The organism is Saccharopolyspora erythraea NRRL 2338, from assembly GCF_000062885.1.
Classification (GTDB): Bacteria; Actinomycetota; Actinomycetes; order Mycobacteriales; family Pseudonocardiaceae; genus Saccharopolyspora_D; species Saccharopolyspora_D erythraea.
Genome location: NC_009142.1, coordinates 524,226 through 549,423 on the forward strand (window position 1 = coordinate 524,226; position 25,198 = coordinate 549,423).

The 25,198-nt window shown below is 70.5% G+C and carries 28 protein-coding genes; 15 read left to right on the plus strand and 13 right to left on the minus strand.

Annotated elements, in window-relative coordinates; translation table 11 throughout:
- Nucleotides 1–975 precede the first annotated feature (975 nt).
- Genes SACE_RS02310 through SACE_RS02325 form a run of 4 tightly spaced genes read right to left on the minus strand, consistent with a single transcriptional unit; the run spans nucleotide 976 to nucleotide 2,364 of the window.
- The gene (locus tag SACE_RS02310) at nucleotides 976–1,311 is read right to left on the minus strand and encodes a hypothetical protein (RefSeq protein WP_009947407.1); all 336 of its coding nucleotides are present in this window, start codon (nucleotides 1,309–1,311) and stop codon (nucleotides 976–978) included.
- Nucleotides 1,311–1,688: a helix-turn-helix domain-containing protein gene (locus tag SACE_RS02315; protein ID WP_009947406.1), complete on the minus strand. Its 378-nt coding sequence runs from the start codon at nucleotides 1,686–1,688 to the stop codon at nucleotides 1,311–1,313. The genes SACE_RS02310 and SACE_RS02315 overlap by 1 nt, the downstream gene beginning before the upstream one ends.
- Nucleotides 1,689–1,693: 5 nt before the next feature.
- Nucleotides 1,694–2,095 (minus strand): hypothetical protein, encoded by a 402-nt coding sequence (locus SACE_RS02320; RefSeq protein WP_011873068.1) that lies wholly within the window; start codon nucleotides 2,093–2,095, stop codon nucleotides 1,694–1,696.
- A gap of 2 nt (nucleotides 2,096–2,097) precedes the next feature.
- Nucleotides 2,098–2,364 (minus strand): helix-turn-helix domain-containing protein, encoded by a 267-nt coding sequence (locus SACE_RS02325; protein WP_021341827.1) that lies wholly within the window; start codon nucleotides 2,362–2,364, stop codon nucleotides 2,098–2,100.
- 189 nt (nucleotides 2,365–2,553) lie between these two features.
- On the opposite strand from SACE_RS02325, the gene SACE_RS02330 reads away from it, so the two are divergent.
- On the plus strand, nucleotides 2,554–2,916 hold the full coding sequence (locus SACE_RS02330; RefSeq protein ID WP_009947403.1) for a winged helix-turn-helix domain-containing protein: 363 nt from the start codon (nucleotides 2,554–2,556) through the stop codon (nucleotides 2,914–2,916).
- Nucleotides 2,917–2,927: 11 nt separating this feature from the next.
- On the opposite strand, the gene SACE_RS02335 is transcribed toward SACE_RS02330, so the two are convergent.
- Nucleotides 2,928–3,107 (minus strand): hypothetical protein, encoded by a 180-nt coding sequence (locus SACE_RS02335; RefSeq protein WP_009947402.1) that lies wholly within the window; start codon nucleotides 3,105–3,107, stop codon nucleotides 2,928–2,930.
- A 155-nt stretch (nucleotides 3,108–3,262) separates the two neighbouring features.
- On the opposite strand from SACE_RS02335, the gene SACE_RS02340 reads away from it, so the two are divergent.
- Complete coding sequence (locus SACE_RS02340) at nucleotides 3,263–4,387, plus strand: NsdA family TPR-like regulatory protein (RefSeq protein WP_143538053.1); 1,125 nt, start codon at nucleotides 3,263–3,265, stop codon at nucleotides 4,385–4,387.
- Between the two features lies 1 nt (nucleotide 4,388).
- Here the strand turns inward: SACE_RS02340 and SACE_RS02345 are convergent, their stop codons facing one another.
- The 4 genes from SACE_RS02345 to SACE_RS02360 form a co-directional block, all read right to left on the minus strand.
- Entirely contained in the window at nucleotides 4,389–4,886 is a 498-nt protein-coding gene (locus SACE_RS02345; RefSeq protein ID WP_231849907.1) for an NUDIX hydrolase, read from the minus strand.
- Between the two features lie 103 nt (nucleotides 4,887–4,989).
- A complete protein-coding gene (locus tag SACE_RS02350; protein ID WP_009947397.1) occupies nucleotides 4,990–5,268 on the minus strand; it encodes a type II toxin-antitoxin system RelE family toxin in 279 nt (92 codons plus the stop codon).
- Complete coding sequence (locus SACE_RS02355; RefSeq protein WP_143538054.1) at nucleotides 5,265–5,552, minus strand: hypothetical protein; 288 nt, start codon at nucleotides 5,550–5,552, stop codon at nucleotides 5,265–5,267. Before SACE_RS02355 ends, SACE_RS02350 begins: the two co-directional genes overlap by 4 nt.
- A gap of 727 nt (nucleotides 5,553–6,279) precedes the next feature.
- A complete protein-coding gene (locus tag SACE_RS02360) occupies nucleotides 6,280–6,513 on the minus strand; it encodes an antitoxin (protein ID WP_009947396.1) in 234 nt (77 codons plus the stop codon).
- Between the two features lie 376 nt (nucleotides 6,514–6,889).
- Here SACE_RS02360 and SACE_RS02365 point away from each other — a divergent pair, with 376 nt between their 5' ends.
- Nucleotides 6,890–7,168 (plus strand): DUF3099 domain-containing protein, encoded by a 279-nt coding sequence (locus SACE_RS02365; protein WP_009947395.1) that lies wholly within the window; start codon nucleotides 6,890–6,892, stop codon nucleotides 7,166–7,168.
- A 103-nt stretch (nucleotides 7,169–7,271) separates the two neighbouring features.
- Here SACE_RS02365 and SACE_RS02370 read toward each other — a convergent pair whose 3' ends face one another.
- On the minus strand, nucleotides 7,272–7,769 hold the full coding sequence (locus SACE_RS02370; RefSeq protein ID WP_009947393.1) for a hypothetical protein: 498 nt from the start codon (nucleotides 7,767–7,769) through the stop codon (nucleotides 7,272–7,274).
- Between the two features lie 123 nt (nucleotides 7,770–7,892).
- Here SACE_RS02370 and SACE_RS02375 point away from each other — a divergent pair, with 123 nt between their 5' ends.
- From SACE_RS02375 to thpD, 6 genes are all read left to right on the plus strand, one after another.
- Entirely contained in the window at nucleotides 7,893–8,252 is a 360-nt protein-coding gene (locus SACE_RS02375) for a hypothetical protein (RefSeq protein WP_009947392.1), read from the plus strand.
- 440 nt (nucleotides 8,253–8,692) lie between these two features.
- Entirely contained in the window at nucleotides 8,693–9,421 is a 729-nt protein-coding gene (locus SACE_RS02380; protein ID WP_009947391.1) for a S1 family peptidase, read from the plus strand.
- Between the two features lie 410 nt (nucleotides 9,422–9,831).
- Complete coding sequence (gene ectA, locus SACE_RS02385; RefSeq protein WP_009947389.1) at nucleotides 9,832–10,332, plus strand: diaminobutyrate acetyltransferase; 501 nt, start codon at nucleotides 9,832–9,834, stop codon at nucleotides 10,330–10,332.
- Between the two features lie 133 nt (nucleotides 10,333–10,465).
- Nucleotides 10,466–11,713, plus strand: coding sequence for a diaminobutyrate--2-oxoglutarate transaminase (gene ectB, locus SACE_RS02390; protein ID WP_009947388.1), 1,248 nt, complete (start codon nucleotides 10,466–10,468; stop codon nucleotides 11,711–11,713).
- 31 nt (nucleotides 11,714–11,744) lie between these two features.
- Entirely contained in the window at nucleotides 11,745–12,152 is a 408-nt protein-coding gene (locus tag SACE_RS02395) for an ectoine synthase (RefSeq protein ID WP_009947387.1), read from the plus strand.
- A 220-nt stretch (nucleotides 12,153–12,372) separates the two neighbouring features.
- Entirely contained in the window at nucleotides 12,373–13,275 is a 903-nt protein-coding gene (thpD, locus tag SACE_RS02400; protein ID WP_009947386.1) for an ectoine hydroxylase, read from the plus strand.
- A 317-nt stretch (nucleotides 13,276–13,592) separates the two neighbouring features.
- On the opposite strand, the gene SACE_RS02405 is transcribed toward thpD, so the two are convergent.
- Nucleotides 13,593–14,627, minus strand: a complete 1,035-nt coding sequence (locus SACE_RS02405) for an ADP-ribosylglycohydrolase family protein (RefSeq protein WP_011873074.1) — start codon at nucleotides 14,625–14,627, stop codon at nucleotides 13,593–13,595.
- 282 nt (nucleotides 14,628–14,909) lie between these two features.
- Here SACE_RS02405 and SACE_RS02410 point away from each other — a divergent pair, with 282 nt between their 5' ends.
- Complete coding sequence (locus SACE_RS02410; protein ID WP_009947384.1) at nucleotides 14,910–17,795, plus strand: AfsR/SARP family transcriptional regulator; 2,886 nt, start codon at nucleotides 14,910–14,912, stop codon at nucleotides 17,793–17,795.
- Between the two features lie 532 nt (nucleotides 17,796–18,327).
- On the opposite strand, the gene SACE_RS02415 is transcribed toward SACE_RS02410, so the two are convergent.
- Entirely contained in the window at nucleotides 18,328–19,170 is an 843-nt protein-coding gene (locus tag SACE_RS02415) for an SGNH/GDSL hydrolase family protein (protein ID WP_009947383.1), read from the minus strand.
- Between the two features lie 681 nt (nucleotides 19,171–19,851).
- Here SACE_RS02415 and SACE_RS37340 point away from each other — a divergent pair.
- The 5 genes from SACE_RS37340 to gcvH all read left to right on the plus strand — a co-directional run bounded on the left by SACE_RS37340 (nucleotide 19,852) and on the right by gcvH (nucleotide 24,169).
- Nucleotides 19,852–20,124 (plus strand): hypothetical protein, encoded by a 273-nt coding sequence (locus SACE_RS37340; protein ID WP_143538055.1) that lies wholly within the window; start codon nucleotides 19,852–19,854, stop codon nucleotides 20,122–20,124.
- Nucleotides 20,109–22,100, plus strand: coding sequence for a hypothetical protein (locus SACE_RS37345; protein ID WP_143538057.1), 1,992 nt, complete (start codon nucleotides 20,109–20,111; stop codon nucleotides 22,098–22,100). The genes SACE_RS37340 and SACE_RS37345 overlap by 16 nt, the downstream gene beginning before the upstream one ends.
- On the plus strand, nucleotides 22,100–22,831 hold the full coding sequence (locus tag SACE_RS02425) for an ESX secretion-associated protein EspG (RefSeq protein WP_009951294.1): 732 nt from the start codon (nucleotides 22,100–22,102) through the stop codon (nucleotides 22,829–22,831). Before SACE_RS37345 ends, SACE_RS02425 begins: the two co-directional genes overlap by 1 nt.
- A gap of 82 nt (nucleotides 22,832–22,913) precedes the next feature.
- Complete coding sequence (locus SACE_RS02430; RefSeq protein WP_009951292.1) at nucleotides 22,914–23,597, plus strand: DUF3159 domain-containing protein; 684 nt, start codon at nucleotides 22,914–22,916, stop codon at nucleotides 23,595–23,597.
- A 176-nt stretch (nucleotides 23,598–23,773) separates the two neighbouring features.
- On the plus strand, nucleotides 23,774–24,169 hold the full coding sequence (gene gcvH, locus SACE_RS02435; RefSeq protein WP_009951290.1) for a glycine cleavage system protein GcvH: 396 nt from the start codon (nucleotides 23,774–23,776) through the stop codon (nucleotides 24,167–24,169).
- Between the two features lie 22 nt (nucleotides 24,170–24,191).
- Here the strand turns inward: gcvH and SACE_RS02440 are convergent, their stop codons facing one another.
- A complete protein-coding gene (locus SACE_RS02440; protein ID WP_009951289.1) occupies nucleotides 24,192–25,181 on the minus strand; it encodes an N-acetylglucosamine kinase in 990 nt (329 codons plus the stop codon).
- Between the last annotated feature and the right edge of the window lie 17 nt (nucleotides 25,182–25,198).

Below are 25,198 nucleotides of genomic sequence, written 5' to 3' on the forward strand. Positions count from 1 at the left end.
GGTGATCTTGGTGAGGTTCTTCCCATGCAGGTGAGAAGCGGTGAGAACCCGGAGGAATCGACCTCGATTCGTGCAGGCCAACCAGGTGGATCGAGGCCGATCGAGTCCCGGTCGATCGACCCCCGATCCCCGCTCGGCTGGGTCGTTGCCGGGTCTCCGGGCGACTACTGGCGGTGACGCTGCGGCGGTGCTCGGGTCGGGTTCACTGAGGCTGGAACAGTGGGGGGCGGGAATCCGGGTCTTAAACCCGCAAACCCGCAAAAGGGGGTGTGACCTGGTGTTTTGTGGTGCGGGTTTGGTGCGGGTTTGCGGGTTTGGTGGGCTGGGTTTGGCGGGTTTGCGGGTTTGGTGACGGCTGTGGCGGGTTTGGCTCCCCCTCCTGTCCCGGCTTCTTTTTCCTGGTCATTGGGGTTGGTTGCGGGGTTTGCGGGTTTGCGGGTTTGCTACGGCGCTTGGCGATGTGCCGGGCGGCGTGCCCGTGGTGACGGGCAGGGCGCCGGTCACGCCGCGTAGTGCGAACGGTCTGCCTCGGGTCCGCAGCCCGCGTTCGCTGGTGGTTTCGGGCTCCCAACCCGCGCGGAGTTGGGAGCACCCCCGTCGAACGCGGCGGGTCCCGGGGCGGCTGGTCTGGAGGGGTGGGAGACCCGGCCCGGTGGCGGCGGTTCAAGGCCCACACGGGGTGGGTGGCGGGATGGCGCCACCGGGCCGGGGTGGTCGGGATCGGCGGGGAGGACCGGCGCCGGTAGTGGCTTCTGGCCCCACACGGGGTGGGGTGGCGGTTGCGCTACCGGGCCGGGGTTTGAGCTGTTCGCGAACCTGTCGGGACGCTTCCGACAGGGCAAAACACGCCCTGTGGCTGCGACCAGCAGGAACAGCCGTTTCCGCTGTTCCCGGCGGGTGTGCCTGCGACCAGCGGAAACAGTGTGTTTGCGCTGTTCCCTGGGGGTGTGGCCGCGACCAGCGGGAACGCCCGGGCTAGTTCGGCCAGATCGCGTCCGGCTCGAGCTCCACCGGGTGCACCGCCGGGGTGTCCCGTCCCGGTGCCGGCGGGCGGGTGACCGCCCGGACCGCGTCGGCCCGGGCCTGAGCCAGGGCGTAGCGGCGCCGGTCGAACGTCGGCCCACCGGAGGCGGCCAGCACCGCCAGCCCGTTCTCCAGCCGCTCGATCGCCTTGCGGGGCGTCTTGCGGTGGACCAGGGCCACGAACCGAGCCAGGTCGTAGACCTCGGCGTCGCGCAGCTGCGCGTCGGTCAGCGGGCAGGCGTAGAGCACGGTCACCACGCCATGCACGGTCACCTTGGGCACGGTCATCACGCGGCCACCCCTTCCAGCTCGATGCGCTCGGCGCCGGACAGGCCGCCGATGAGCGGGTCCTTCGGGCTGGAGACCACCTGTGGCGTCGGGGCGCCGCGCTCGATGTCGGCGCGGGTGACCACCGGGTGGTTGCGGGACCAAGCGCCCGCGATGCCCAGCATGCCCGGGGTGGTGCCGTAGACCTCGGCCCAGAGCTGCTGGTAGGTCGACGAGACCACCCGCACGCCGCGTTCCCACTCGCCGAGCAGCCCGAGCAGGGTGCCCGGCGAGTGCGCCCGGATGCCCCGGGACCGGGCCGCTTCGGCCAGGTGCTGGCAGGCGGTCTTCTGCGACCAGCCCCGGGCTGTGCGGTACTGCCGCAGTCGCACGCTCATGTGCCTCACGCCCTCGTCAGTGCGCGGCGCGGTGCGGGCACCCCGGGGCGGCCGTAGAGCTCGGCGACCCGGCGGCGGATCATCATCAGCAGCGCGTAGTCCCCGCTGCCCGGCTTGATGTCCTCGATCTCTTCGCGGGCGAGGCAGATGCGGTTCGAGCCCTCGTGCAGGAAGGTCTCCAGCACCATCTCGTGTGCGTACTGGTCGTTGCCGAGTTCGCGCTCGTCCAGCAACATCCCGCCGTTGACGGCGATCCAGAACACGGCCTCGATGTCTTCCAGCGACACCGGCACGCTCATGCTCACCTGCATCACGATCGGGGTGTCGTTGTCCTCGCGGTGGGTGGGGATGAACGTCGCGTGGTGGTCGCCGACCATGCCCTGTGCCCGCTCGGTGTGCAGTCGCATCGTCACGCCACCTCCCCCGCGGTCTCGTCACGGTCGTCGGCGGCGGCCGACTCGGTGCCGGTCACGAACGCCTCGTAGGCGGCCTGGCCGCACTGCTCCAAGTAGATGTTCAGGGCGGAGCCCTCGATTCGGAGGGTGCCCTTGCCGGTACCGAGCTTGAGGGCGTCGAGCTTCCCGGACTCGATCGCCCGGTAGATGGTGGCCTTGGAGATGTTCAGCAGGTCGGCGACTGCCTTGACCTTGAACACCTGGTTATCCTCGAAGCGCATCGTTTCTCCATCGGTTTCGATGTGCGCCCTGGTCGGTGTTGCAGCACTGACCAGGGCTTTTTCTTGTCCGGCTGAGGCGGTTGAGGCATCTGCAACAACCGGAACGAGAGCAACAGTAGCGACGAGAGTTAAGTGAGTCAAGTCTCTGTCGTGACTTCCTTGAGTTGACGATCGCGTACCCTTGCTGACGTGGCAAAACGCGAGGTAGAGAACTCTCAGGCGCCCTACCGTCAGGTCGCCGACGCCATCCGCGCGAGCATCACGAACGGGACGTACGGGCCGGGGGAGAAGCTCCCTACCGGTAAGGACTTGGCTGACGAGTACGGCGTGGCTATCAACACCGCCCGCAGCGCGCTGGAAATCCTGCGGCAGGAGGGGCTGATCGCTGTCCGCCATGGCCAGGGGTCGTACGTCCTCAGCCAGCCGGAGTCCGGCGGAGCCGATGCCGAGAACGCTGACGTGCCCAGCGTCGCGGCGGTGCATCAACAGCTTGCGGAGATCAACCGGCGACTCGCGGCGATCGAGGAACGCCTGAACGAACTTGCCCGCTGACCTGCCAGCAGCTACCCGGCAACTGCACCGAAGAACGTCTTGAGCGCGCCGAACGTGGTCTTCACGAACTCCGCGGATTCGGTCGGCTGCTGCACGACCATAACCACGACCACGATCAGCACAGCCCAACCGAACAGCTTCGGGAGCACCCCGCCGCCGGTCTTCATCATCGGAAACGACTGCTTGGCCATGACCTTCTCCCTCGTTCAGAGTGTTGACTGCTTTCGCTGTCATGCCTCAAGAATCGATCGACTTTGCGATGATGGGGAGATGAGTCGCGGGTGAGTCGGAGGTGAGTCGTTCGACTCACCTGGCTCTGACCAGGGGGAACGCCAGGGGAGGGACCGTGCCCGTAGAGGAACCCGAAGCAACGCCTTTGAAGCGCGCACGTCTCGCGAGTGGCATGTCGCAGATGGAGACCCGCACCAAGCTCCGCGAAGTCCGACGTCGTCGCGGCAAGATGCCCCCGAAAGACGTGAGCCTGAAGCGGATGTACACGGAGTGGGAGCAGGGTCGCGTCCTTCCGACCGACTGGCGCGACGAACTATGCGAGGTCTTCGCGCTCCCGCCAGCGGCTCTAGGCTTCGTGGACACGGCGCCGCCGCCGTCTGCATTGGACATTCCATCGGCGCTGGAGATCACCAGGATCGACGCCGAGATCGTCGAAATGTTGGAGCAGCAGACCGACCACTACCGTCTCATGGACCGGAAGGTCGGCGCGGCGATCATCCCGCAGACCGTCGCACATGTTGAGCACATGGAGAAGCTGTTACGCACTGCCCTGCCTGGAAAGCACTCCCACCTGGCCGCGGTCGCACTTGCGGAGGGCGCAGCCTTGGCGGGCTGGCAGGCGCTCGATGCAGGTGACGTCACGAAGGCGTGGAACCTGCACGACGTCGCGAAAGCTGCTGCCCGGCAAGGTGAAGACCCTGCTGTGTTCGCTCACGTGACGGCTCAGCAGGCGTACGCGCTTCTCGACGCCGGCCGGGCCACCGAAGCAGTCGAGCTAGTCCAGTACGCACACACCCCCGAAATCGCGCGGCGTGTCCCGGCTCGGCTTCGTGCCTGGCTTGCAGCTGCGGAGGCGGAGTTTCTCGCTGCCGCTGGCCAGCACCGCCAGGCGCTCACGATGCTCGATCAGGCGGCCGACGCCCTACCCGAAGGCGACACCGATCCGGAACTGCCTTTCCTGATGCTGAACAGCACGCACCTCGCCCGTTGGCGTGGTCACTGCCTCGCCAGGCTAGGCGCTGACGAGGCAGTCGATGACCTTACGAGAGCCCTGGAGGGTAGTCAGGTCTTGTCCTCGAAGCGGGCGGAGTCGGGCCTTCGGGTCGATCTCGCCTTAGCGCTGCGGAAGCGTGGCGACATCGAAGGTTCGAAAACGCATGCGCAGAGAGCCGCGGAACTGGCGGGCAGTACGGGATCAGCACGACAGCGCGCACGGATCGCGAAGCTGCTCGTGGACTAGCTCACCTGCCGAGAGCCAAGTAGTGGAGAAGGCCGACGAGGGTGCCGGAGTTCTTCACCTTTCCCTCGCGGATCAGGTTGGGCACGTTGGCCACGGGGACCCACTCGAACTTGCCTTCGTTGACCTCCGTGGCGTCTCCGACCAGCTCAGCGCCCCGGCCGAGAAAGACGTGGTGAGGATTGCGCAGCATGCCTACTGCTGGTTCGAATGTGACTAGTGGTTCGATCTTTCGAGGCTTATAGCCGGTTTCCTCGATCAGCTCCCGCAACGCTGTCTCCTGCGGGTCTTCCCCCTCGTCGATGATCCCTCCGGGGAGCTCCCAGTTCCAGATATCCGGCGCGAACCGGTGCCGCCATGCCATGAGCACATGCTCTTCTGCGTCGTCGAGAAGCACGGTCATCGCAGGAGGTGGAAACCACACAGTGTGGTGCTCGAAGCGCTCTCCTGAAGGTTGCGAGATATCGGCCAAGCCGACGCGTACCCACGCGCTCTCGTACACAGGACGCTCACCATGCACGGTCCACGTGCCCTCTTGGTCAGCCACTGATCAGCCCTTCTCTCGGACTATCGAAAGTTCGTTCTCTTGGTGTTCCCCGGTGCAGCTAGCGAGAACGGTAGGCGTCTCGCCTATGAGCGACGGTCACCACGGTGACAAGGATCTGCTCGTCGTTGATCGAGTACAGGGCTCGGTATTCGCCGCGACGGGTGCTGTGCAGTTCCTCGAATGGCGCATCGAGGCGCTTACCCAGACGGTGCGGGTTGTCAGCGACCGGCCCCGTGAGGTGGTCGTGCATCGCCATGGCCGCAGCCAAGGGGAGGCGGTTCATCTGGCGCCTGGCGGCAGCCGTGTAGCTGATCGTGTAGCTGCCTCGTGGGCTCATTCGTTGGCCGCGCGTGCTCGGAGGTCCTCTGCCATCTGATCAGCGGAAACCGTTCGGCCGGCTGCCATGTCGGCGAGTCCTTCGCGGAGGTCCCGTACGAGCTCGGAGTCGGAGAGCACTTCGATCGTTTCTCGCAGCCGATCGATCTCGCCCGACGGCACGACGTCGGCAACGTGCTCGCCATGCGCGATGACGGGCACGCTCTCGCCACGTTCGGCACGCTGGACGGCTTCGTTCCATGACGCCAGGCCATCGGCGGACACGCTCACTGGCTGCTCGCTCATGGTGTTCATTGTGCGGCATCCTCTCTTCGGTCGACCAGCGCCGAAGGCTGGAACAGGGTTTGTCAGGGAGTGCCCTCTAGGAGCTAGACCGCTGGTGAGGCCGTGAACGCCGCTCTAGCGGCCCCTCTAGATCTAGAGGCCGTCACCTCTAGATCTAGAGGGCTCCGTAGCGGCCCTCAGGCCGCCTCTGACGAACCGCGTGCGTCCTGCCGAGGCCTGGTGGGGCGAGTAGCGCCACAGCCGGGAGATCGGCGCTCAAGAGGCCCTGAGATCGCCACAGACGCCGCGAAGGCGTCCACCCGGTACCAGGAGGCCGGGCAACCGGGTTGTGGGCCGCGCCGCGCTCCGCTTCGTCGGCTCAGTTCCCGGCTCAGTTCGCCCCCGTACAACCACCCAACCACTGTTCCAGCAATTGCGCTGACCAGCAGTTTTGTACGACTTTGTGCTGATGTGAACCACAGACCGGAGATCTTGTAAGCGGACGGTCAGGGGTTCGAGTCCCCTCAGCGGCTCCGACGCCCTCCACCATTGAAGACAGCCGCCGGCGAACGCGCCAGGTGCGCAGCGGTGGCATGGTGGGTCCAGACCTCTCGGGCTCTGCGGCACACCGGTGCGGCAGCGGGTCCACACGCGAACGCACCGGACAGGTCATCCGTCCGGTGCGTTCGTCGTCAGGTTGCAGCGCGGTCGCCTACGAACGTGTTGACCAGACCGCTCGACGCATGGTTCAGGGCTGGCCCGGGCCGCCTCCCGGAGGCCGGCCGGCGCCGCCCTGCTCGGGGCCGCCCTGCTCGCCCTGGCGGTCGACGTACTTGCGCGCTTGCTCGGCACCGCGGTTGATCTTGTCGCTGTGCTTGCCGCCCGTCTTCTCGTCGGCGGCGGACGCGGCCTTGTCGATTCCCCGGTGGAACTTGTCGGGGCTCTTGCCGACGAACTCCTTCAGCTTGTCCATGATGCTCATGTCCGGACCTCCTCCCGGCCTCGACGGGCCCGCGCATCGCACCCGAGCGGGCCACCCCCGGCTACCCGGTCGCAAAGACGGCAAACGCGGGAAAACGCGTGCCGGAAGACCAGGCGTCGGAGTCATCCAAAGTGGATGGATGTGTTGCATCGACCGCGATGCAACCGAAAAGCAACGAATGTCCGCATGATGCGCTTGTGTCGAACGGGAATTCGTACGTCTATGTCGCCGAGTCGGCCGACCGTGTCGCCGGCTCACGGACCCGCCGTGGGCTGACGCTCCAGGCCCCGTGTGCGGCCCGCTGCGGGGTGGCGTTGACGCGGGCCGCCTGCGGGTATGCCATGGACGTGCAGGCCCGTCGTGGGAGGTGAGCGGCATGCGGCGCACCCGGCGCGAGGTCGCCCTGATCACCGACGCGGCCCCGTCGCTCACCGAGGAGCAGCGCGGGCGCAAGCGCACGTACTCGGTCCTGATGGTGCTGCACCTGGCCGGGCTGACGCTGGCAGCCCTGCTCGTGGACGTGCCGTGGCTGGCGCTGGGAATCCTGGTGCTGACCGGGCCGCTGCTCTGGGTGGCGACGGTGCTGGCCAACTCCCGGCCGCCGCCGGAGCGGCGCCGCCGCGCGCCGCCACCGTGCCGGGCTCTCGGGGGCTGAGCGGGTCAGGGCCGCAGCACGGGGTCGAGGAGGACCGGGATCGCGGCGCAGGAGCCGATGTCGGCCGCGAGCTCGAGCCTGCGACCGGCGCCCAGGTCGGCGGTCAGTTCCACGACCTCGCCGGTGCGCACGGTGCTGCGCTTGCGCACCTCGCCGTCGAGCGGACCTCGAACGTGACCGCGCAGCTCTGCGAATGGTCGTCCAGGGCGGCCCGTGCGCGCAGCTCGCGCATCCCGTCGGCGTTGTAGGTGGTCACGGACGTGCCCGGGTGGACGAGCGCGCGCTCGGGGTTCCGGCCCGCCACGGTGGCGCGCCCGACCGCGACGTAGTCGCCGCCCTCGACGGCGTCGGCATCGAGCAGGTTCACCTCGTCCGACTCCGGCTCGGCCACCGGTGTTGTCGGCGCCGGGGTGTCCGCCGAGGCCGAGGCCGTCGTTCGCGTCGCGGGTGGTGGCTCCTCCTTGCCCCACAAGCGATCCCGCACCGACAAGCCGTCAGCGAGCCAGCTGATGGAGCTGCCCAGCAACGTGAGCAGTGCCAGCAGGGCGCCGATCGCGGACAGCTTGGTGCCCGTGTTCCAGCTCGACCACCGCTTCGACACCTCGACGCGCTCCCGAACCGGTCAGTCCGCCCGCAGCACGGGGTTGATCACGACCGGGTACACGCCGGTGCACCCGCTGGAGAGTCCTCAGCGGCCACGGTCAGCCGGAAACCTCCTCCGACGTTGGCGATCAGCTCCACCGTCTGGCCGACCACCACGTTCTCCTTGTGCACTCGTGCCGTCGACCTTCACGTCGAAGGCGACCGAGCAGCCCGCGGAGCTGTCCTGCAGCCCGACCAGGGCGCAGAAGGTCCGCATGCCCGGGTCGATGTTGTAGGACACCGAGCCCGAGGTGCCGTCGAACAGCAGCCGGGCGAGGGCGGCGACGTCGTCGGCCGCGTCGTCGCGGTCGTGGTCGGCCGGGCGCGCTGGCTGGTCGAGGCGGTTGTGCTCGGCGCGGTGCTGGGCGTCGCCGGTGGCGCCGCGACGGTGACGGTGGGCGCTGACGCGGCCTGGGATCCGTGCTGCCGGTCGATGAGGTAGGCGACGAGGACGACCACGCACGCAAGCGTCAATGCGATGAGGACCACGGTTGTCCTGCGCTTGCCCTTTCCGGGAAGCGTCCGGAGTGCCGCCGTCGTGCGGGCTCGAACTGCCGTTCAACGTTACGAAGAGAGATTAGTCGAGCACGCACCGTCGCCATGGCGTGTTCACCGAGCTGTAGCCTCTCCGGCGCTTCCGGCCGTCGCGGGCGCGGGCCCCGATCTCCGGCCCGGAATCGCGATTCTGCGCCGTTCAACGGTAAAAGTGTGAATTGCGTACCGGGTATGTCCGCGGCTCCGCCAAAAGTCGGCGATCTCGTCGCTATCAGGCAGAACCTTGGTGGCGAATTGTGACCAAACCATGGACAAACCACACGGACGAGTGAAATCTGAGCGCGTTTCTATCCCTGTTGCACCCCACGGCAACTGAAGGAGACCAACGTGTCCATCGCTCGTACCCTCGCCGGCGCGGTCGGCGCCGCGCTCGCCATGGCGACCTTCGCCGCGCCCGCCCAGGCCGCCGAGCCGACGCCCCCGCCGGACATGCGTCCGATGATCATCGACGGCTCCGAGGTGGACAGCGCGCCGTGGGCGGCGCGGTTGTTCGTCAACGGCCAGGAGAACTGCTCGGCCACCATCATCGCCCCCGAGTGGGTGCTGACCGCCCAGCACTGCGTCGACGGCGCGGGCGACGGCGTCAGCTTCAACATCGGCAACGTCGACCAGACCCAGGGCGAGAAGGCGAACGCCAAGCCGGGCGGCGTGCACGTGCACGACACCGCCGACCTGGCGCTGGTCAACATCGACCACGCCGTGCAGACCGAGTACGCGCCGCTGGGCTCCACCGGCGACGTCAACGTCGGCGACACCGCCCAGACCTACGGCTGGGGTGCGACCTGCACCGACAAGCCCGAGATCCAGTGCCAGTCGCAGATCCTGAAGGTCGCCAACGTCAACGTGACCGACATCGCCTGCCAGGACTACCGCGGCGGCACCGCGGTCTGCGCGACCCGCGGCGACGGCATCCCGGCCGGCGGTGACTCCGGCGGCCCGATGTTCGCCAACAACGTGCAGGTGGGCGTGGCCTCGACCAGCGACCGCGCGGAGAACACCGCCTACACCAACATCACCGAGTACCGCGACTGGATCAAGCAGCTCGCCGGGGTCTGATCGCCCCGAGTGTGACGCGTATCGCCCGGACGCCCCGCGCCGCGTCCGGGCGATACCTGTATTTCCCAACGAGTTCACCTGAAGAGAGCACGAAGGCGCACGGCCGCATTTGATCGATTCGGACCGTGTCCGACGATGTCCCCCGGATGGCGGGTTTGCCCAGGTCAGCAGCGGGGTAGCGCATTGATCCGTATTGGCGCAGCAGACTCTTATCATCAGCGCTGTTTATTTCGCAACAATCCTGTCGGGCTCGTCACGTGTAAAATCGCGTTGCGCCTGGTAGAGACGCCAGGAAACGCGTGCGAACCTGACGCGTTACGGAGGTTCTGTTAAGTTGGCACAGCATGACCGGCGACAAACCGAGCCATAACAGCGCCGCACGGAATGGCGGAAGCGGTTCAGCCGGGCGGTTGGAGATCGACGCTCCGGTCGTCGCGGACGGCCCCGCACTCTACCGGATCACCCGTGATTCGGGAGTGCTCGATGTGAACTCGTCCTACTCGTATTTGTTGTGGTGTAGGGACTTCGCGCAGACCTCAGCGGTGGCGCGTGTCGACGGCGAGGTCGTGGGTTTCGTGACCGGCTTCATCCGGCCGGACGCCAGCGACACGATCGTGGTCTGGCAGATCGCCGTCGATGCCTCCCAGCGCGGTGGTGGCGTGGCGGGCAAGCTCCTGTCGCACCTGTTGGACCGGGTCGTGCCGCGAGGTGTCCGCTATCTGGAGACGACCATCACCCCGGACAACACCGCATCGATCAAGTTGTTCTCCGCCCTGGCCAGGGACCGGGGAGCCGAGCTGGTGAGCAGCGAGCTGTTCACCGCCGAGCTGTTCCCGGACGCCCACCTGGGCGAGGACCTGTACCGCATCGGTCCCTTCGCGGCGGCTCCGGCCGCGGCCGGAGGGGCGTGAACGGCGCCACCCACACCGTGACCCTCATTGGTGGAAGAGATCTTGTTGCAGCCCGCGACCGCCGCCAGGTGGCAGCACTGGTCCGGAGGTCACACCGCTTCCGGGCGCGGTCGCAGGGCGCGAACGGAGGATCGTGAACAACATCTTCGAAAGTCTTGAGTCCGAGGTCCGCAGCTACTGCCGCACCTGGCCCGCGGTGTTCGACGTCGCCAAGGGCAGCTACCTCTACGCCGAGGACGGCACCGCCTACCTCGACTTCTTCGCGGGGGCCGGTGCGCTCAACTACGGGCACAACAACCCGGTCCTGAAGCGCAAACTGCTCGAATACCTGGAGCGCGACGGCGTCACCCACGGGCTCGACCAGGCCACCAAGGCCAAACGGGAGTTCCTGGAGACCCTCGACGAGAAACTGCTGAAACCGCGCGGTCTGGACTACAAGGTCCAGTTCCCCGGGCCGACAGGCACCAACTCGGTGGAGTCGGCGCTGAAACTGGTCCGCAAGATCACCGGGCGCGAGTCGATCATCAGCTTCACCAACGCCTTCCACGGCATGACGCTGGGTTCGCTGTCGGTGACGGGCAACTCGATGAAGCGCGGCGGTGCGGGCATCCCGCTGGTGCACGCCACCCCGATGCCCTACGACGACTACTTCGACGGCCAGGTCCCGGACTTCCTGTACTTCGAGCGGATGCTCGAGGACAGCGGCAGCGGCCTCAACGAGCCCGCCGCGGTGATCGTCGAGACGCTGCAGGGCGAGGGCGGCATCAACTCCTCGCGTCCCGAGTGGCTGCGCGGCCTCTACGAGCTGTGCCAGAAGCACGGCATCCTGATGATCGTCGACGACGTGCAGATGGGCTGCGGCCGCACCGGCCCGTTCTTCAGCTTCGAGGAAGCCGGCATCCAGCCCGACATCGTCTGCCTGTCGAAGTCGATCGGCGGCTACGGCATGCCGCTGGCCCTGACGCTCATCAAGTCCGAGCACGACGTCTGGGACCCGGGCGAGCACAACGGCACCTTCCGCGGCAACAACCCCGCGTTCGTCACCGCCACCGAAGCCCTCAAGGAGTACTGGAGCGACGACCGGCTGGAGAAGTCGACGATCGCCAAGGGCGAGCGCGTCGGCGAGGTTCTCGACGAGCTGGTCGCCAAGTACGACGGTGCGCTGGCCAAGGGCCGCGGCCTGGCCAGGGGCCTGGGCTTCGAGGACCCCGAGATCGCGGGCAAGGTGTCCAAGGCCGCGTTCGACCGCAAGCTGATCCTGGAGACCTCTGGTCCGGACAGCGAGGTCATCAAGATCATGCCGCCGTTGACCGTCTCGGATGAGGAGCTCGAACAGGGGCTTCAGATCATCCGCGAATCCGTGCATTCTGTGCTGGCCTGATTCAGCACCGCGCTTCTTCGAAGGAGGAGACTTGATCGTCCGTACTCTCGAGGAGATCGAGGACACCGACGCCGACATCAAGACCGAGAACTGGCGCAGCAAGCGCATCGTCCTGGCCAGGGAGAAGGTGGGCTTCTCGGTGCACGAGACCACCCTCTACGCCGGCACGGTGAACGACTTCTGGTACGCCAACCACATCGAAGCGGTGTTCGTGTTCGAGGGCGAGGGCGAGATCACCGACAAGGCGACCGGTGAGACCCACCAGCTCAAGCCGGGCTCGCTGTACCTGCTGAACAACCACGACAAGCACCAGGTCCGCCCGAAGACCGACATGCGGACGGTGTGCGTGTTCAACCCGCCCGTCACCGGGCGTGAGGTGCACGACGAGAACGGGGTGTACCCGGTCATCGTCGAGGACGAAGAGGAAGCCGCGAGCTGACCTCCTGGCCGCCGTTCCCGGTGCAGTTACCGGCGGCAGGCATATTCGCCGTGGGCGGTGGGTAGTCCGGTGTAGACCGGCAATGACCCACCGCCCGCGTGCTGCACGGTCTTCCCGCTCGTGCGCGAGGGGGAACCTCTCTAACGAGGAACCGAGAAATGGCGATCGATGCCGCAGGCATCGTTCGCTCCGGCGGGAATTCGCGAAGGAGGCGCAACTCATGACCGTCGCCGATCTGAGTACTCAGGACCGCTACCCGACCCGGGTGTCCTCCGAGCCGGCTCTGATCGAACGCCAGGACCCGACCGTGTGGCCCGGGGTCGACTCGGGACCCGCCACGACCGACGAACTGGCCGCTCACGATGCCAAGGGCTTCCACACCGTGGAGGGCCTGCTCTCACCCGCCGAGGTGCAGACCTACTGGCAGGAGCTGAACCGGCTCACCAACGACCCGAGGGTGCGCGCCGACGAGCGCACGGTCGTCGAGAAGCAGTCCAACGAGGTGCGCTCGATCTTCGAGGTGCACCGAATCAGCGACCTGATCGCCGAACTGGTCAGCGACCCCAGGGTGCTCGACCGCGCTCGTCAGATCCTGGGCTCGGACGTCTACGTGCACCAGAGCCGCATCAACTACATGCCCGGTTTCCGGGGCAGCGGCTTCTACTGGCACTCGGACTTCGAAACCTGGCACGCCGAGGACGGCATGCCCGCGATGCGCGCGGTGAGCATGTCGATCGCGCTGACCGACAACTACCCCTTCAACGGCGGACTGATGATCATGCCGGGCGCCCACCGGACTTTCGTCTCGTGCGTCGGTGAGACGCCGGACGACAACTACAAGTCGTCGCTGAAGGAGCAGAAGGTCGGCGTGCCCGGCGAGCACGAGATCACCAAGCTCGGCTACGAGCACGGGATCGAGCAGTTCACCGGCCCCGCCGGGTCGGCGCTGTGGTTCGACTCCAACTGCATGCACGGATCGGGCAACAACATCACCCCGTTCCCGCGCTCGAACATCTTCGTGGTGTTCAACAGCGTGGAGAACACGCTGGTGGAGCCGTTCGCGGCCGAGTCCCGGCGGCCGGAGTTCGTCGCCGCGCGCGACTTCACTCCGGTCCGCCGCTGAGCCTGCCGAGCGAGTTGAGGGGCGCCCCGCACGGGGCGCCCCTCAAGCGCGCCGGGGCGTTCCCGGCGGTCGGCAAGGGCTCGCGGTGGATCGCCGGGCTCGGCGGCGCCGACCGGGCGAGAGTGCGGCTTGGACCAGCACCAACTCGCCCTGGTGCTCCCGTGTGACCGACACGGCATCGAGCAAGTGGGCGACCCGCACGCCCCGGTGAGTCCCTGCGGCACGGTCGTCGCACCGCCGTCGTGCGCTGAAGCCGATCGCAGTTTCCGCGCCCCGAGGCCGCGCGCCCTCCCGCGTCGTGGGACGCGACGGTCGTGCTACCCCAGCCCCAGGTAGCGGCGTTGGTTGAAGCTCTCCCCGGAGCAGGAGGCGCCGAGGTCGTGGCCGATGCGCTCGATGACGTCGGCCAGCTCGAGCCGGCCCAGCCAGGCGCGCGGCAGCACCTCGGTGCCGTGCCGGGCGCCGAGCAGGGAGCCGGTGATCGCCGCGGTCGAGTCGCTGTGCCCGGAGTGGTTCGCCGCCAGCCGGACCGCGTCGGCGAACTGCTCCGGCTTGGGCAGGGCCAGCGCGCAGTAGACGCCGATGGCCAGCGCTTCCGGGCCGATCCAGCCCTGGCCGAGCCGTTCGACGTGTCCCACGCTCGCGCCGAGCCGCGCCAGCGTCGACGCTTCCGCCAGCGCCACCGCGGTCTCGCCGTCGTCGCGCAGCACCCGGCCGGTGGCCTGGTCGACGGCGGCCGGCAGCCGGCGGCCCTGCACCGCGACCAGGTGGACGATCAGCGCCATCGCGCCCGCCGACGCCCAGCCGCCCGGTCCGCCGTGGGTGAGCGCGGCGCACTGGCAGCCGAGCTGGTAGGCCATCTCCGCGCTCGGCGCGAAGCCGATCGGTGCGCTGCGGTCCACGCCGCCGCAGCCCTTGGAGCTGTTGCGCGGGCGGTCGGGCGAACCCAGCTCCGGTTCGCCGAGGGCACGCAGGCTGGTGAGTCCCGGTGCGCGGTTGGAGTACAGCTCGGTCTCCGCCAGCAGGCCGGTGGCGCCGGGCTGCGGCTTGTCCTCCTGCTGCGTGATCAGCCACCGCCGGTAGGCGTTGGCGACGGACTCGACCGGCCGCCACGGCCCGCCGTTGTTCCCGCTGGTCCAGGCGTGCAGGTAGCCCTCGCCGCTGAACAGCGACATCTGGGTCGCGTCGCCCAGCAGCGCCTGCGGCGGCGGCTCGGTGATGCCGTGCTCGCCGTACTCGGCCCGGATGTCGGGCAGCTGCCGGAACTCCACGGGCGAGCCGAGCGAGTCGCCGAGCGCGCCTCCGAGCAGGCAGCCCACGGCGCGGTCGACCACTGTGGACGATGGGGGCACGGCGTCTGCTCCTTCCACAGTGGTCCTCGTTCGGGTGGTCGACGGTCGCCACGACTCTACTGGGCGTGACGGGTGCCGGGGGAAGATCGGGTCAATCGACGGCATCCGGCGCCGGAATCCGACGTACCTCCATTGGGGTGAACAACGGGCCGGGTGCCGCACTGGCCTCGGGTCCGGCTCGTTACCGTGTGTCGGCTTGTCCGGGGGTGTGGACGATCGCCGCCCGGTGGCTGAAACTGTCCGCGACCGCAAAACGTGAGCACGAATCGGATTTCGGGAAGTATGTCACCGCAGGAGAGCCCGGCGCGCGCGCCGAGCACGGGCTTCGAGTTCCGGGTGCTCGGCCCGCTGGAGGTGCTGGCCGACGGTGAGCTGATCCCGATCGGCAGCTCGAGCGTGCGCGGGATCCTGGCCTGCCTGCTGCTGGAACCGAACCAGATCGTGCCCATGGACCGGCTCATCGACACCCTGTGGGCCGACGCCCCGCCCGCCAGCGCGCGCACCATCATCCACGGCTACATCTCCAGGCTGCGCAAGCTCTTCGCAGAGCACGCGGGCGACGGCAGCGGCAACCCGGAGATCGTCACCCGGCCGCCCGGCTACGTGCTGCAGGTCGACGCCGACCGCGTCGACGCGCACCGCGCCCGCGCGCTGGTGAACCACGCCTACGGGCTGGAGCCCGCCGAGCGCTCGCGGGTGCTGACCGAGGCGCTGCGGCTGTGGCGCGGCCCGGTCCTCGCCGACATCTCCGCCAGTCCCCTGCACCGGATGGTCGGGCCGAACCTCGACGAGCTGCGGCTGCTGGCGCTGGAGGAACGGGTCGCCGCCGACCTCGACATGGGGCGCCACCACCACCTGGTCGTCGAACTGTCCACATTGGTCGAGCAATACCCGCTGCGGGAGCGCCTGACCGGGCAGCTGATGCTCGCCAGCTACCGCGCCGGGCACCGGGCCGAGGCGCAGGCCCGCTACCACGTGCTGCGCCGGCGGCTGTCCGGCGAGCTCGGCATCGATCCCGGGCCGGAGCTGCGCAACCTCTACGAACGCCTGCTGCGCGACGACGACACGCTGCTGAGCCCGCAGCAACGCCAGGCCGCCACCGGGACGGCGCAGGTGCGGGTCGGGCGTCCGATCCCGGCCGAGCTGCCGCCCGCCGTCGTCGGTTTCGTCGGCCGCGACCGCGAGTGCGCGGCGCTGGACCGGCTGCTGGCACAACGGGAACGCGGCTCGGCCAACCCGCTCGCGGTGCTGACCGGCACGGCAGGCGTCGGCAAGAGCGCGCTCGCCGTGACGTGGGCGCACCGGGTCGCGCGCAGCTTCCCGGACGGTCAGCTCTACGCGTCGCTGCGCGGTTTCGACTCCGACCGGGCGCCGCTGGCCCCCGGCGAGGCGCTGACCAGCATGCTCAAGACGCTGGGCGTGGCCGCAGACGCGATCCCGGTGGACCTCGACGACCGCACGGCGCTGTACCGGTCGCTGCTGGCCGACCGCCGGGTGCTGGTCCTGCTGGACAACGCGCGGGACTCCGAGCAGGTGCGCCCGCTGCTGCCGGGCAACTCCGAGTCGCTGGTGCTGGTCACCAGCAGGCGGCGCCTCGACGGGCTCGTGGTGCGCAGCGGCGCCTACGTCCTGCCGCTGGAGACGCTGCCGACCGAGACCGCGGTCGAACTGCTCGACCGCGCCGGAACGCCGGGCAAGTCGGCGTCGGAACCGATGGCCGCCCGCGAGCTCGCCGAGCTCTGCGGCGGCCTCCCGCTGGCGCTGCGCATCGCCGCGGCGCGGCTGGCCGCCAACCCCGCGCGGGGCGTGGCGGACCTGGTCCACGAGCTGACCGACGAGCGCAACCGGCTGCACGCGCTGGACATCGACGACGCCGACACCAGCGTCCGGCGCGCCTTCGACATCTCCTACCGCAACCTGCACCCCGTCCACGCCTCGACCTTCCGGCTGCTCGGGCTGATCCCCGGCCACACCTTCACCGGGCACGCGGTCGCGGCGCTGTGCGGCACCGACCCGCCCAGCGCACGCCGGCGGCTCCGCGCGCTCGCGCTGGCGCACCTGATCACCGAACCCGGCTCGGACCGCTTCGGCATGCACGACCTGCTGCGCGTCTACGCCCGTGACCTCCTCGGCGCCACCGACGGGCAGCAAACGATTTCCCGCGGGGAGCTCTCGCCCGACGACGACGCGGCGCTGCGCAGGCTGCTGCACTACTACCTGGTCACCGCCGACCACGCGCGCCGCTTCCTGCGTCCCGCCCGCGACGAGCTCGACTTCTCCGGCGACGACACGCCGCGTCCGGAGATCACCGGGCGGGCCGAGGCGCTGGAGTGGTTCGACGCGGAGTGGTCGAATCTGGTGGCCGCCGTCCGGGTCGCCAACGGCGAGGGCATGCACGAGCTGGCGTGGCCGCTGGCCCGGCTCCAGTTCAACTACCTGATGGTGCGCTGCCCGTGGGAGGACTGGGTCCAGATCTACAGCGACGGCCTGGACTCGGCCAGGGCGATCGGCGACGGCGTCGGCAAGCTGCTGATGTCGGCCGGGCTCGGGGTGGCCTACTCGCGGTCCGGGCAGCCGGAGGCGGCGCTGACGCACTACGCCGAGTCCCACGCCGAGGCCCAGTCCACCGGCGATCCCGCGCTGCTGGCGCTCACCCAGGTCAACATGGGCGCTGTGCTGTTCCGCCTCGGCCGCTACGAGGAGGCGCAGGTGCACTGCCGCGAGGCGCTGCAGGCCTACCGCACCCTCGGCGACCGCTACCGCGAGGCCGGCGCGCTGAACAACCTGGCGCAGGTCGAGCAGGTCAACGGCAACCTGGAGGAGGCGCTGGCGCACCTTCGCGAGGCCGAGGCGATGTACCGGGAGGCCGACGACCTGGAGACGCTGGCGATGGTGCTGAACAACTGCGGCGAGGTCAGCATCGAGCTCGGCAGGGTCGAGGAGGGCGAGCGCTACCACCACGAGGCGCTCGACGTCGCGCAGCGATGCGGTTCGCTGGAGCGGCAGGCCGCCGCCTACCGGGGACTCGGCGAAGCCGCCAGCTCGCGCGGCGACCGATCCGTCGCGCGGACCCGGTGGGAGACCGCGCTGACGATCTTCGAGACGGTCGGCTCGCACCGCGCCGAGGAGGTCCGCGAGCGTCTCCGCGATTTGCCAACAACTTCGTGAGTTGGTCAATCCGCTGGTCAGCGCCCGGTTTTCGGGAGCGTTTAGCGAGCGTCTAGTCCCCGCATAGTGGGGTCCGGCAATCTTCGTGGTGTCCGGATCAGCCGTGCATGGTCCGGACGACGGGCGGCTCTGGGGGAAGTCAGGGGGGATTTGTCGCCCGGTCGTCCCGGCCTGCGCTCACTCACGTGGGAGTAGGTCGGGGCGACCGCAAGGGGGGAGGGCATTCGGGAACTGGACCCTCCCGAATGGACGTGGGGGTACGTGCGGGCCCGTGGCCAAGGGGTGGGTGTTGTCGGCCAGGGGCCCGCACTTCGTCTTTTCCGGCCCGGCGCGGGGTTTTCCGCCGGGTTCGTGATCCCGACCGGTGGTCTCTGTGCGGGCCCGGTGATCTCTGCCGACGCCCGGTCTCTGCCGGTGATCTCACGCGACGCCCGTGGTCTGTGTGCGGGCCGCTGTTTTCAGGCGGTGGTGTTCGGCTGAGCCGGCGTCTGTCCGGTGCTTCGGTCCCTCCGCGACGCCGGCTCGATCCCGCTCAGCAGCGTTCCGCTTCGGACGGCGAGGCCGACGCCGAGGACTGCGCACCGCACAGCCGCTCCAGCTTCGGGCGCTTCGGGGCGCGGCCGTCGCCGCTGGACTGCCCCCGCAGGCGGCGGCCGATCCAAGGCGCCAGGTACTCGCGGGCCCACTGGATGTCCTGGATCCGCTGCGTGCGCCACGACTGCTCCGGCCGCGGCGGCCACGGCTCCCGCCAGTCCTCGGTCACCGGCAGGCCGAGCGCCTCGGCCGCCCGCAGCGCGACCCTGCGGTGCCCCTCCGGCGACAGGTGCAGCCGGTCCGCGCTCCAGGCCCGCGGGTCCTGCAGCACCTGCATCGACCACAGGTCGATCACTCCGCAGTCGTATTTGTCGGCGATGGCGCGCAGGTGCGAGTTGTAGGTCCCGACCTTGCCGCGCACGTGCCTGAGCACCGGCGTGTCGCGGGTGTCGAACCCGGTGCCGATCAGGAGCCGCGCGCCGGTGGCCGACAGCTCGGCGACGGCGGACTCGAACAGCTCGGCCACCGCGTCCGGGTCGCTGCCCGGGCGGATGATGTCGTTGCCGCCCGCGGTGAACGAGACCAGGCCGGGGCGCAGCCCGATCGCCTCCGGCACCTGGTCGTCGACGATCTGGCGGATCAGCTTCCCCCGAACGGCGAGGTTGGCGTAGCGGAGCCCCGGATTCCGGGCCGCCAGGCGCTCGGCGAGGCGGTCCGCCCATCCGCGGTAGCCGCCGTCCGGCCGGGCGTCCTCCATCCCCTCGGTGAAGCTGTCGCCCAGTGCGACGTAGCTCCCCAGGCTCGTCGCGTCGACGGCGCTCGACCGCTCCCATCCACCCATCGAACTTTTCCCTTCCGCACACCCCGTGGTGAACAACGGACCCACATTGGCGCGTCCGGAACGACCTACGCCACCGAAGGTTGTGCCCGAGTGACTAACGGCACTCGATCGTCTAGTAAATATTGTCCGGATTGTGAAGTTGTTGGCCGGGGGCCGCCGGCAGCGGCTTTTCCGGGCCCTGCGGAGGAAATCGGTCGCCGGGACCGCTGGTTCCAGGGGTACCGGCGAGTACGGTTCTCGCTCTTCGGAGAAACCCCGAAAACGGTGATCCGGGGCTGCTACTGTCCTTCGGCGGTAACGAAAGCAACGAGGGGGCTCGTGATGTCGCGATCAACGCAGGTGGCTGGCAGACGCTCGGCGGGTGAGGTTCCGCGGGCGGATCGCGTGATCACGGTCGTCTGAGTGGGGAACGACGACATGCTCGCTTGCGTCGGTATGGGTGACCGCGCCGAAGGGGTGACCTCGGCCTGCGTACCCGTCCAAAGCGAAGACCTGGGGGAATCGTGACGTCACCGCAGAATCCGGCGAATCCGCCGGGGCCGGCGGGTTTCGACGCGGGGGGACGTCCTGCGGGGCGCCCCGAGCCCGGCAGGCACAACGACGTCCCGATGCGCGGCACGCTTCCCGGTGAGCCCCCGCGCGGTCCGATGCCGCCCGAGACGCCGCGAGGCGCCGCGCCCGGTGAGTACTCGCGTGGTGGTGGGCCAGGTGAGCCCCCGCGCGGTGGGCCAGTTGACCCGCCGCGCGGTGGGCCAGTTGACCCGCCGCGTGGTGGGCCTGCTGAGCCCCCGCGTGGTGCTGCGCCCGGTGAGCCCCCGCGTGGCGGTCCCGGCGAGCCTTCGCGCGGTGGGCCCGGTGAGCCTCCGCGTGGTGCTGCGCCGGGCGAGGCCGGCCCGCCGCAGGGTGGTCCCCGGCCGGCGCGGCCCGCGCCGCGGCCGATGCGGTTCGACCTGAGGTCGGAGTTCGCCGCCCTGGCGGCCGAACCGCACCCCTTCGCGTTCTGGGAGCGCAGCGAGCACCTCGCGGAGCGCTTCGAGCACGAGCAGCGCAGGCAGGGCCAGCCCGGCAGGCCCGCGCCCGGACCGGACCGCCCGGAAACGGCCGGCCGCCCCAGCGGCTCCGCGCTGTCCGGCGACCTGGGACCGCCGCCCGAGGCCGCCGCGCACCCGTCCGCGGCTGAGCGCCCCGCGACGGAGCTGTCGGGTTCCCTCGACGCGGATCTGCCCGACGAAGCCCTCCGGAACCCGTTCGCCCCGCCGCCCCCTCCGCCCGGTCCGCCGAGCGGGCCGCTGCCGGTGGCTGACCTTGCCGATGGTCCGCGTGGTCATGGTGGTCCGGCGAGTGGTCCGCAGCCCATGGTCGATGCTGGCGATGGTCCGCGTGGTCATGGTGGTCCGGCGAGTGGTCCGCAGCCCACCGCCGACGGGCCCGAGGGTCCGCGCGGCCACTTGAACGCTCCTCATGCGGCCGCTGATCCGGCCGGCCCGCCGAGCGGTCCGCAGCCCGTGGCTGATCTCGGCGACGGCCCCCGCGGCCACGGCGGTCCTGTGTCCGCCAACGAGTTCGGCGACGCTCCGCGCGGCCACGGCGGCCCGCCGAGCGGCCCCCAGTCCGCCGTCGACGGGCCCGAGGGCCCGCGCGGCGGCCACGCGGGCCCGCCCGCGCCGCCCGGCCGCCCGCGGCCGCCGCAGATGCCGCCGCCTCCGGCGGCTCCTGGCCCGCCGTCGCCGCCCGAGGGCATCCCGGCGCCTCCGGCCGCCGGTCCGCCCCCGGACGGCCCGCCGCCGCGCCCCGGCGCGCCGATGCCGCCGCCTCCGGCGGCCTCCGGCCCGCCGTCGCCGCCCGAGGGCTTCCCCGCGCCTCCGGCCGCGGGTCCGCCCTCGCCGCCGGAAGGCATCCCGGCGCCTCCGGCGCCCGAAGGCTTCCGCCCCTCGGGCCCGGCTTCGCCGCCCGAGGGCGTCCCGCAGATGCCTCCGCCTCCGGCGGCGGGCCACGCCGCCGCGCCCGGCGACGTGTCCGGTCCGCCGTCCGCGCCGGAGGGCATCCCGCAGATGCCTCCCGCGCCGGAAGGCCCGGCGGGTCCGCCATCGGGTCCGCTGTCCGCTCCGCCGCAGGGGCCGCAGTCGGCAACCGGCCCCTCGTCGGGGCCGCAGTCGGCAACCAGCCCCTCGTCGGGTCCGCAGTCGGCGTCGGGTCCGCCCTCAGGGCCGCAGCCGGTGTCCGGGCCGTCGGCGCCGCCGCCGGGTCCGGACGGTGGCGGGCACCGTCCGCCCACACCCGCCGAAGGCATGCCGCCGGCGCCGCCGCCCGGTGGGTCGCCCATGGACGGGAGGCCGCCGCGCGGTCCCCAGGGCATGCCGCCCGCCCCGATGCCGCACGCCTCGCAGCCTCCGCAACCGCAGCGACCGCCGCAGGGCCCGCCGGGTCCGGGCGGACCGGCGTCGCGGCCGGAGGGCATGCCGATGCAGCCTCCGCCCGGCGAGCAGCACCCGGTCCACCAACAGCCGGGTCCAGGCCCGCAGCCTGGGCCGAGCCAGCAGCAGCCGGGACCAGGACCGCAGCAACCGGGCCCTGCCCAGCAGCCAGGCCACGGCCAGCAGCCACCTGCCAAGCCCGCGCAGAAGCCGGCGCCCAGACCGCCGAAGCCGGCGGCCCGCGCCGACGGCGGGTTCGGCCCGATCGGCTCCGGCGGCTGGCAGCAGTCGTCGAGGGGGTCGAACTACGACCGGAGCCCGACCAAGTGGGGCGCCGAAGAGGTGAAGGACGAGTACCGCGACGCCGAGTACCGCGCGCCGAGGCAGGGAGAGACGGGCGACGCGCCGCAGTTCCTCATAGAGGCCGACGACCTCTACGACGAGGACTACGGCGAGAGCAGGCTCGTCGCCCCGCCGGTCCTCGGTGAGGCCCCTTCTAGCTACCGGGACTTCTGATGGTCGAGACGATCGCACTGCCCGTCCACGCGGCGGACGTGCTCGGTGAGCAGCTGGACCTCAACGTCCGGCAGTACCCGTTCGAGATCCCCAGGCTCGGGGAGTCGCCGGACGACAGGGAGCGGATCACCAACCAGATCTGGGCCGAGCTGGAGTCGGCCGGGCTGGCGAGGTCCGGGCGGCCGGAGCCGGAGGTCGAGGACGCGCTCTACCTGCTTTCGACGTCCGAGGTGTCGATCGCGGCAGCGGGCCTGCTCGACCTGCGTTCCGGGCAGCGGCTCGCCGCCCGCGTCGTGGCGACCGGCGAGGTCGGCGTCGTGGGCGCGATCGAGGGCCGGGTGCTGCGGATGAGTTTCATGGCCCCCGACGACCTGCCCCGCGCTTGCGTCGACCTGCTGCCGGACGCTCCGCCTGGTCAGGGGGAGCAGGTACGCGCCTCGGCCGACCGGACCAACGGCCCGCCGCAGGACGCCGACATCGAGGGGCTGCACGAGCTGGAGGCGGTCACCAACCGGCAGAAGTTCCGCCTCGGCCACTTCGTGGTGACCAGCACCGACCGGCGCGGCCGCCGGGGCAGGCTGCCCGCCCTGAACTGGTTCGACACCGACCGCGGCCGCTACACGCTGGTCGGCGAGCGCGCCGAAGGGCACGACGTGATCACCTGCGGGCCTGCCGACAAGCAGCGCATCGCGGCCCAGGTGCACGCCATGCTGGAGCGGACCCGCGACTGAGCGGCGCGTGCGCCATGATCCCGACGAGTCGCGGGCCACTGGGCGCGTGCACTCGGACCGGCGGGTAAGGCACGCTTAACTCGTGACCGACGATCGGCAGACCGACACGGCCCCGGCGCCAGAGGCGGACCGGGACTCGTTGATGCGGCTTCTCGGCGGGCGGACGACGGCGATCGACGCGAGCCTGCCCCCGGTGGTGTTCGGGCTGGGCTGGTTCGCCTTCGGCGAGTCCATCGCCGCCGGTGGCGCGGCGGCGGTCGGGGTCGGCGCGTTGATCGCGGCCTGGCGGCTGCGCAAGGGCGACCGCCCGGTCGCGGTGCTGGTCAGCCTGCTCGCGGTCATGTTCGGCGCGATCATCGCCCTGCACACCGGGCACGCCGCGGACTTCTTCCTGATCCGCCTGGTCACCAACGCGGCCAGCGGCCTGGCGTGGATGGTCAGCATCGTGGTGCGCTGGCCGCTGCTGGGCGCCGTCGTGGGCACCGTGCTCGGCCAGGGCCGCAGGTGGCGGCGCGACCCGGCGTTGCTGCGCGCCTACGGCCGGGCGAGCTGGGTGTGGGTCTGCCAGTACCTGGTGCGGCTGGTGGTGTTCATCCCGCTGTGGACGGCCAACGCCGTCGTGGCGCTCAGCGTCGCGCAGGTGGTCCTGACCTGGCCGCTGGTGGCCGTGTGCGTGGCGGTGAGCTGGTGGGTCCTGCGCCGCGCGCTACCCGAGGACCACCCCGGGCTGAGGCACCCGCAGGACGCACGCGCAACGTCGGCTTGAGCGCCACCTCGGCGCTGTCCTGGTGAGAAGGCTGTGAGAACCAGCTCCCGCTTGCGCGGCACCGATTCGAACGGGCGTCACCGCTTGGGGTGATCCACGGCGAACGGCTCGTGCGCCGGGGCGAAGATCGGCACGGATCGGATCCCGGTTCCGGCGATCTTCGAAAGGGGCAGCACGTGGTCAACATCCCGCAGGGTCTCAAGTACACCCAGGACCACGAGTGGGTCGAGGCGCGGTCCGGCGACACAGTCAGGATCGGCATCACCGATCACGCGCAGCGGGAGCTCGGTGACATCGTCTTCGTGGAGATGCCGGAGGTGGGCCGCCGCGTCAGCGGCGCCGAGGCGCTCGGCAGCGTGGAGTCGGTCAAGGCGGTCGCGGAGTTCTTCGCACCGCTGGGCGGCGAGGTCGTGGAGGTCAACAGCCAGGTGAGCGACGAGCCGGAGCTGGTGAACACCGATCCCTACGGTGACGGCTGGATCGTCGCGATCAAGGTCGCCGACCGGTCCGAGCTGGACTCCCTGATGTCCGCGGAGCAGTACGGGGAGTTCGTCGCCGAAGCGAACGAGTAGCCGCGGCGCGATGCCGCGGTCGTCAGCCCTGTGCGCTGAGGAACTGCTTGTGCAGCGTCGGGAGGTCGGCGGGCGCCGCCAGGCCGACCGCGGCGAGCCACGCCGCACCCGCCGCACCTGGGCCGGCCGTGCGCGGCTCGGCGCCGAAGCGCTCGGCGAGTTCCGCGCGGAGCGCGTCGCCGACCGGGTTGCCCGCGCCGACGAGACCGCCGGCCAGCACGACCGGGCTCGTGTCGCCGGGCGGCCTGGTGATGGACGCGGTGTCGGCGAGCAGCCGCGCCGCGCTCCGGACGATCGCGGTCGCCGCCTCGTCGCCGCTGCCTGCGGTCCTGGTGACCAGCGGGGCCAGCTCGGCCAGCCGGATCGGCGGCGCGGAGTTCACCGCGGTGATCAGCCGGTTGCGCACGGCCGGCGGCTCGTCGCGCGACCGGTCGTCGACCAGCTCGTCCAGCACTGCGGTGACCAGGTCGCCGTCGGTGCGCCCGCGGTCGAGCGCGTGCAGTGTCGCGCGGACCGCTTCGCGCCCCAGCCAGAAAGCCGAGCCCTCGTCGCCCAGCAGCCAGCCGTGCCCGCCCGCGCTGGCGACCAGCCGGTGGTCCTCGATCCGCGCGGCGACCGACCCCGTACCCGCGATCACCACCGTGCCGCCCGGCTCGGGCGTGCCCGCGGCGAATGCCACCTCCACGTCGCCGACCACCCGCATCGGGCAGGTCAGACCGAGCGCGGACCACTCGTTCCGGAAAAGCTCCGCCACCGCGGGGTCGGTCATCTTGCTCGCCCCGGCCATGCCCAGCACGCCGGCCCGCACCGATGCCGGGTCGAGGCCGCGGAGCGCGTCGGCGGCAGCGGCGGCGACCTGCGCCGCCGCCCGTTCCGGCGGGTGCGAGTTCGGGTTGCCGCCACCGGCCGAACCGGTGCCGAGGGCGCGGCCGGACAGGTCGCCGACCAGCGCGCGGCTGGTGGTCCCACCGATGTCCAGGCCGAGGACGAGCACCGGTTCTTGGCTGCGCATGCGCTCTTTGTACCCGC

Excerpts from the sequence above, each read along its gene's own strand:
- SACE_RS02310 (WP_009947407.1), bottom strand. The coding sequence starts at position 1,311 with ATGACCGTGCCCAAGGTGACCGTGCATGGCGTGGTGACCGTGCTCTAC.
- SACE_RS02315 (WP_009947406.1), bottom strand. The coding sequence starts at position 1,688 with ATGAGCGTGCGACTGCGGCAGTACCGCACAGCCCGGGGCTGGTCGCAG.
- SACE_RS02320 (WP_011873068.1), bottom strand. The coding sequence starts at position 2,095 with ATGCGACTGCACACCGAGCGGGCACAGGGCATGGTCGGCGACCACCAC.
- SACE_RS02325 (WP_021341827.1), bottom strand. The coding sequence starts at position 2,364 with ATGCGCTTCGAGGATAACCAGGTGTTCAAGGTCAAGGCAGTCGCCGAC.
- SACE_RS02335 (WP_009947402.1), bottom strand. The coding sequence starts at position 3,107 with ATGGCCAAGCAGTCGTTTCCGATGATGAAGACCGGCGGCGGGGTGCTC.
- SACE_RS02350 (WP_009947397.1), bottom strand. The coding sequence starts at position 5,268 with ATGAGCCCACGAGGCAGCTACACGATCAGCTACACGGCTGCCGCCAGG.
- SACE_RS02355 (WP_143538054.1), bottom strand. The coding sequence starts at position 5,552 with ATGAGCGAGCAGCCAGTGAGCGTGTCCGCCGATGGCCTGGCGTCATGG.
- SACE_RS02360 (WP_009947396.1), bottom strand. The coding sequence starts at position 6,513 with ATGAGCATCATGGACAAGCTGAAGGAGTTCGTCGGCAAGAGCCCCGAC.
- SACE_RS02365 (WP_009947395.1), top strand. The coding sequence starts at position 6,890 with ATGCGGCGCACCCGGCGCGAGGTCGCCCTGATCACCGACGCGGCCCCG.
- thpD (WP_009947386.1), top strand. The coding sequence starts at position 12,373 with ATGACCGTCGCCGATCTGAGTACTCAGGACCGCTACCCGACCCGGGTG.
- SACE_RS02410 (WP_009947384.1), top strand. The coding sequence starts at position 14,910 with ATGTCACCGCAGGAGAGCCCGGCGCGCGCGCCGAGCACGGGCTTCGAG.
- SACE_RS02415 (WP_009947383.1), bottom strand. The coding sequence starts at position 19,170 with ATGGGTGGATGGGAGCGGTCGAGCGCCGTCGACGCGACGAGCCTGGGG.
- SACE_RS37345 (WP_143538057.1), top strand. The coding sequence starts at position 20,109 with ATGCGGTTCGACCTGAGGTCGGAGTTCGCCGCCCTGGCGGCCGAACCG.
- SACE_RS02425 (WP_009951294.1), top strand. The coding sequence starts at position 22,100 with ATGGTCGAGACGATCGCACTGCCCGTCCACGCGGCGGACGTGCTCGGT.
- SACE_RS02440 (WP_009951289.1), bottom strand. The coding sequence starts at position 25,181 with ATGCGCAGCCAAGAACCGGTGCTCGTCCTCGGCCTGGACATCGGTGGG.